The organism is Terriglobia bacterium (assembly GCA_036496425.1).
In the GTDB taxonomy this organism is placed as follows: Bacteria; Acidobacteriota; Terriglobia; order 20CM-2-55-15; family 20CM-2-55-15; genus 20CM-2-55-15.
In genome coordinates this window covers 1-5914 of sequence record DASXLG010000366.1, presented here as the reverse complement: position 1 = coordinate 5914, position 5914 = coordinate 1, and the positions used below count along the sequence as shown (strand labels likewise).

The 5914-nt window shown below is 55.9% G+C and carries 7 protein-coding genes; 1 reads left to right on the top strand and 6 read right to left on the bottom strand.

Annotated features, from left to right (window positions below; all coding sequences use genetic code 11):
- Positions 1 to 9 precede the first annotated feature (9 nt).
- The 5 genes from VGK48_26980 to VGK48_26960 all read right to left on the bottom strand — a co-directional run bounded on the left by VGK48_26980 (position 10) and on the right by VGK48_26960 (position 4035).
- The gene (locus VGK48_26980; protein ID HEY2384836.1) at positions 10 to 1173 is read right to left on the bottom strand and encodes an AAA family ATPase; all 1164 of its coding nucleotides are present in this window, start codon (positions 1171 to 1173) and stop codon (positions 10 to 12) included.
- Positions 1170 to 1574 (bottom strand): hypothetical protein, encoded by a 405-nt coding sequence (locus tag VGK48_26975; protein ID HEY2384835.1) that lies wholly within the window; start codon positions 1572 to 1574, stop codon positions 1170 to 1172. The genes VGK48_26980 and VGK48_26975 overlap by 4 nt, the downstream gene beginning before the upstream one ends.
- Positions 1571 to 1729, bottom strand: coding sequence for a hypothetical protein (locus VGK48_26970; protein ID HEY2384834.1), 159 nt, complete (start codon positions 1727 to 1729; stop codon positions 1571 to 1573). Before VGK48_26970 ends, VGK48_26975 begins: the two co-directional genes overlap by 4 nt.
- Positions 1730 to 2018: 289 nt before the next feature.
- A complete protein-coding gene (locus VGK48_26965; GenBank protein ID HEY2384833.1) occupies positions 2019 to 2639 on the bottom strand; it encodes a hypothetical protein in 621 nt (206 codons plus the stop codon).
- Between the two features lie 127 nt (positions 2640 to 2766).
- Positions 2767 to 4035, bottom strand: coding sequence for a tyrosine-type recombinase/integrase (locus VGK48_26960; GenBank protein HEY2384832.1), 1269 nt, complete (start codon positions 4033 to 4035; stop codon positions 2767 to 2769).
- Positions 4036 to 4315: 280 nt separating this feature from the next.
- Between VGK48_26960 and VGK48_26955 the strand changes: the two genes are divergently transcribed.
- Entirely contained in the window at positions 4316 to 4780 is a 465-nt protein-coding gene (locus VGK48_26955) for a BON domain-containing protein (protein ID HEY2384831.1), read from the top strand.
- Between the two features lie 292 nt (positions 4781 to 5072).
- Here the strand turns inward: VGK48_26955 and VGK48_26950 are convergent.
- Positions 5073 to 5914, bottom strand: an 842-nt coding sequence (locus VGK48_26950) for a CHAT domain-containing protein (protein HEY2384830.1), incomplete at its 5' end; no start/stop codon positions are given.

Below are 5914 nucleotides of genomic sequence, written 5' to 3'. Positions count from 1 at the left end.
ACATGTCCACTACCCACGAAGCCCAATACGGCCACCTTCTAAAAGAATGAATTGCTTGTCCTTACGCTGCACGGTCTTGTAAATCGAGTCCGGTTTAACTTCGAGTTCCGACGCCACATCCTGGACAGTTTTTGAGCCGTGCTTGAGAATTTCGGTCAGACGTTGTCCAATGGTCAGTTTTCCGGCTAAATCTGGCGACTCGCTGATGCTGACGCGCTCAAATGTCGTGCGCTGATCGGCGAACGAAACGAGGAAACTCACCGCCGGCCGAATGGGTCCAAGGTTGGCTTTCTTGTTATAGAAGCCGAGACGGAGTGACGATTGGTCCGCATCGGCACCCTTCACGAACCACGTACAGCGCGCGAGGTTGTGCCAGAACGCGCTACCGAACGGCTTGTCCTCGGATGATTCGGAGGACTTCGAGACATGGGCAATATGCAGACTTCCACATCCAATCCGGCGAACGGCCCGGAAGTACTTGCCGGCCACTTCGGCGGCTTCAGGTGGCCCATCACAGGCGACAGCGATGCTATCGAAAATGGCATAGTCGATCTTGCGTTCGCGGACAATGCGCTGTAGGCGGTCAACCTCTGTGACCAATGGCCGATCACAAAGTACGTAGTGAATGAGGGGCATGTCGGGCCCGAACCGCTCCAGCCGTCCACGGTGATCTTCGCCACACAGTTCCCAGTCAAAAAACGCGATATTGAATCCACGGCGCGCAAGACAAGCAGCGACATATAACGCGAAGTAGCTCTTCGCGGCACCGCCATCGCCAAACAAAATGCTCGGATGTCTCTTCGGAAAGGTCAGCCCATCAACACGAATATCATCGTCCGGTTCTGGCTTCGGCAGGGTTCGCAGATCGACAGCAGGATCGCCTTCCCGCTCGGCCTCGAACACCTTCTGGCAGAATTCCTCAAGGAGCCCGTACCAGTCGGGTTTTCCATTGGTTCGAGCCCGTTCTTGCAGCAATTTCGCGCGATCTTGCCGAGCACGAGCACTCGAGAAATTAAAATCCGCTGTGCTGAGACATCCATTGACGGTCTTGGCGCCCGGTAAGGTGCACCGCACGGTGAGTTCGCCGATGAGTTCATTGCGTTCTCGGCGAAGTCTATCGACGATGAAAGTGATACCGAATTCCGGGACTTCCAGGGTGTAGCGATCGCTCATGCACACACCTTCCTGAAAATCCGCCTCGGCGGTTCATACAGTCGAAGCCAGGCGCGCGCCGTTTCATGCTCACCCGGGAACCTTTCCGGCCGCTCCAGTGCGTCTGCGGCACGTTCAGCCGTCGTTTTTCCCTCGTCTACCGCTTCCGCCTGAATTGCGAGCCGCTCGTCATAGGCCTGGATCCCAGCTTTTAGTTCTTCGACCTGGGCATCGACGAGCGTTTCGAGTTGATCGACCGCCATCAAGGTGTCACTGTCGGGGATAGGTCCGCCCGGATCGATTCCCCGCTTTACCAATTTCGCGTGGTTCTCCGCGATGGCGGTATCGAGATTGACGTGCGGTCGCTTCAACTGATTCAGGAAGGTATACCGCGCGGCGTGGTCCCACTGGTTCCAACTCATGCCGGCACCTGCCTGTTTTCCGCCGGCTGCGAAACATTGGCCTTTTCGCGTCGAATCTTCCGCTCGTGCTTCTGACGTTCGCGCAATTCGGCAAGCCATGCCTGACGGTCCAGCATTTTGATGATGGCCGCCGCGAGCTTTTCGGAGTCGGTCATTAGGCCGCGTCTCCGGTGTTGCTCGCGGCCGCGCGACGCTCCAGCCAAGCTTCGACGGCGGAAGCGTACCAGGCGATAGAGTTCTCTGAAAGTTGGATGGCTGCCGGGAATGGATCATTACCGCGCTCCATCCACCGACGAAGAGTCATGCGATTGTTGACAATCTTGCGGTCAACCAGATCGCGGTATCGAAGGAGTGTGATTGAATCGTGTTGCTGTGTGCCCATATGTGAGCACAACTGTAAAGCGGTAATCCCGGAGGCTATGGACAGGAAGCGGCTTTCTGTCTCTAAGGATTCTTCAAAATACGCTCTACGGTCTTACCGGAAACGCCGAATCCTTCGAGTTCGGCCTGGACCGCGAGGTCTTTGTACGACATGTCTGGGTAGAGCTTTCTCAGCGACACGATGCAATTTACCAATCGTGGATCGCGGTCCTTTCCATTCTTGCCGCCCTTTCGGCCATTCTCGCGATGCCTTTGTTTTTCGAGACGTAGAGCTTCGTATGCCCGCCGCATGTCTTCAGGGTTCAGGATTCGATCAGGCTGCTCGAACATGAAGTCCCCCCATGGGCCTAGCTGCTCAATTGCATCGAGTCCTGTTTCGGCGTGAAGGCGGCCGAAGGTCTTCCGCAGATCATCTTGCTGTCGCCCTCGTGAATCTCTCGCGATCGTGAACAGTTTCACAGCAAGATCGAAATCGGCGGCAGTGTAAGTTCCATCTTCAAAAAAATTTGCAGCATTCCGCTTGTTGCCGGTTCTTATTTTCACCGCGAAACGAAGCGCAAGATTGAACGAGCGGAATACTTCGATCTGGGCGAGTTCTTGATCGGTCCCGGCGAGTTTGCTTAAGGCTCGATTCGAAAGCCATTGTTCGGCGGCGGCGCGGCGGGATTCATCTGTATTCTGCATTGAAATCACCTTTCCCGTGATTTGCGGAGGGCGGTTCCGATGGGGAAGCACCGGGCTCGGCTGGCCAGCCTACCCGCCCCTACGTATGTACGGAGCATGACTTCGATGATGGACAGGGTAGGGCCTTTTAAGCTGTGGCTGCTTTTCCGCGCGACGCCTTTTTGCCGGTGAGACTCAACACAGACTTCGCCCACGCTTCGAGCGCCGCGCGCTTCTCATTAAGGTAATCGTGACGGTTATAGATCCCCGTGATGTGCGCCGCTTGCTTCGATGTGACCGCCGCCGGCATCAAGTGACCGAGGATCGCGCTGAGTACGTGAGGCAAGACTCCGGATTTCGCCATCAGTGTGGCAGCGGTCCTCCGTAAATCGTGCATTGTCCAGTCTGCAATATTGTCTTTGAGTCCAGCAGCGCTGCGACGTTCAAGCGTTTCGGCATCGATTCGGTTTTTGGCCTTCGAGAATCCATTAATCGGCAGGGCGCCGCTGGTCGACGTCCAGAGATAGTCCCCCTTGGTGAACTTCGGAAGGTTCTCGATGATCTTCAAGGCTGGCCTCGAAAGCGGTACGTCATGCACGCGGCCGCTTTTCGTCTTTCCTGCCGGTATCGTCCAAAGAGCGTTCTTCAGATCGATGTCTGCCCACTGCATAGTTGCGACTTCGCCCCGGCGTTGCGCCACGAGGGCGAGGAACTGTACAAAAGATCCGATCGGATAACGGAGCGCGTCGGCGGCGTTCCAGACTTCGACCAATTCGCCCGGCTCGAGCACTCGCTCTCTGCTGATCGGATCAGACGGCAATCCGATGCCCGCCGCCGGTGAGATCGGGAGGTAGCCGCGGTCTTTGACCGCCCATTCCATCCATGCTTTGACGATCGCGAGAGTCTTGTTAGCCAGCGCCGGAGTTCCGCGGTCCATCAGCCCATCGATGACGCGTAGGACATCCGGCTTGCCGATCTCCGTGATGAGCTTGTCCTTCCAGAGCGGGAGAACTTCTTTGTTCAGGATCCGCTCATATTCGTCCTGTGATCGCTCGGCGGTTTTCACTTTCACATACCGCTTAATCCATTCATCGGCGACGGCCTTGACGCTCTCCGGAGTCTCCTGTTTGATCTCTTCGGTTTGAACGGCGGATGGGTCGCGATCGTTTCTCACATCGTCCACTTTCGCTTCTGCCTCTCCGCGCGCTCCTGCCAGGGAGAGGTTTGGATACGGCTGAGGAAACGTGAGCTTGTGAGTCCGTCCGCGCCATCGATATCGAAGAGCCCAGGATTTCGAACCCGTCGGATGGACAACCAGGTACAGCCCGGCCGGCGGGCCGGCGGCAATTTCAATTCGTTTCTCGGGATCGGATTTGATGTGCTCGACCTGTTTGGCAGTCAGACCACGTTTCGCCATTGTGAGAAGGCCTCCGGGTAACAGATTGGGGTAACAGGCATGCCGTATACCCATGTTTACGCACGTTACCCGAAGTTCACGAAAAACGCCAATAAAACCGCTATTATCAGAAGGATAAGTGCCGTGTCAGTAGACAGGTGTTACCCGGCGTTATAGGGCGATTTCTCACTTTTAATGAGAGGGTCGCTGGTTCGAGTCCAGCACGGCTCATTTCCCTTGTTTTGAATTGTGTCGTCTTTTGGCCTACCGATTGCACTCTATACGTGTAAAGGAGTAAGCCATGCCTAAAGATTGGGATACAGAGCATTTCGAACGATGGATGGATACGGTACACTCCAATCAGCACGACGACGAACATTACGGAACGGCTGCGGGAACGCCATATCAGGGCGGTGTTTTCAGTTCCGCCATGTACGGCGGCGGAGCGGAGTTCTACAGCGTTACCGGGATGTATGAGAACCCGCTTCTGGAGAAGAAACATCCCGGGCCGCACAAGGGTAAGGGACCGAAAGGATACAAGCGCGCGGACGACCGCATTCACGACGAGATCTGCAAGCATTTGTCGCGGCACTCTCTGATCGACGCAAGCCTAATGGATATTCAGGTCGAGAATGGGGTCGTGACGATGACGGGCGAAGTGACCGACCGGCGCATGAAGTATCTGGCCGAAGACGTCGTGGATGATGTGACGGGAGTGAAAGAAATTCACAACAAAGTACGCGTCGCTGAAAACCGCGCTGCGTAAAAGCGAAGAGCCGCAGACCTGCCTTCATCCATGTGCAGTCTGCGGCTGTGCTGCAGAATTGCGCCGTCCTGCGCAATCTGCGGCTCTGCTTTCTTTTAGTCGATGAAAGTGGCGGCGGACTGCGGAACAATCTTCTGTTCGAGTTCTTCGATTTCGATTGCGAGTTCGTTTTCCTGATTCATCCATTCGTTATTCATAGTTAAGCCCCTTTTTAGTTCGTAGAGCAGTTGCTCTATTTGCTGAGTTAAGTGCTGTGGCGGGGCAACAAAAGTATGGTGGCCCGAAAAGTTTTTTAAAAAGATGCCGCAGGATTGCCCACGACCAGAAATGGAGCCCAGTAATAAGGATGGGGATGTTGTTCGCGGAGGTGCAGCATGGCGGCCCTCAGACTTCCGGCAATTGTTCTGTTTCCTGTGAGTTGCGAGTAGAAGGTCTGCATCAGTTCCGCCGTTGTCCGGTCGTTGACGTCCCACAGGCTGAGCACCACTGAGGTTGCTCCAGCATAAAGAAATCCTCGAACGAGTCCCAGCAGTTCGTCCCCCGCCACGACGCTGCTCAAACCGGTTCCGCAGCCGCTGAGGGTGATGAGGCTTGCCGTCGTCCGCAGGTTGTATATATCGAAGAAATTGACCGGTCCGTCGCTCAGTTGAAATGAGCTGAACATCGGGTTGTCCGGACGGAAGGTCGCATGGCAGGCGATATGAACGATGCCGGCGGTCCGGATTTCGCGCTTGAGACATTCCGTTGTCGCTGCAGGCCCCATAAAGGTTCGCGCGCCGGGCAGCACAGAACCGATGTTCTCGATCTCGTCGGAAATCATCGGAGCCTCATCGTCCGGCGCGCCGATCAGGAGGGCCTGTCTGGATGGCGCGCTTTGTTTGTTCATGAATAACCGGTAGATTGTGGCGGTCGGGGCGTAGCCGACGGTGAAGCGATCTGTCAGATACGCGGTTCCGTCGAACAGAGCGTGAAACGGCAGGTAGTGCAGAAAGCCGGAGGGAACGAAGACAATAGCGGCGGCATCCTTCAAAAAGCTTTCCACCGGCGCTACGAGCATTTCATGCATCCGGCGGAGATGTTCCTGAATGTTCGCGAGCGCCATCGCAGGCCGCGCCTTCGCCGACTTCTGCTGTG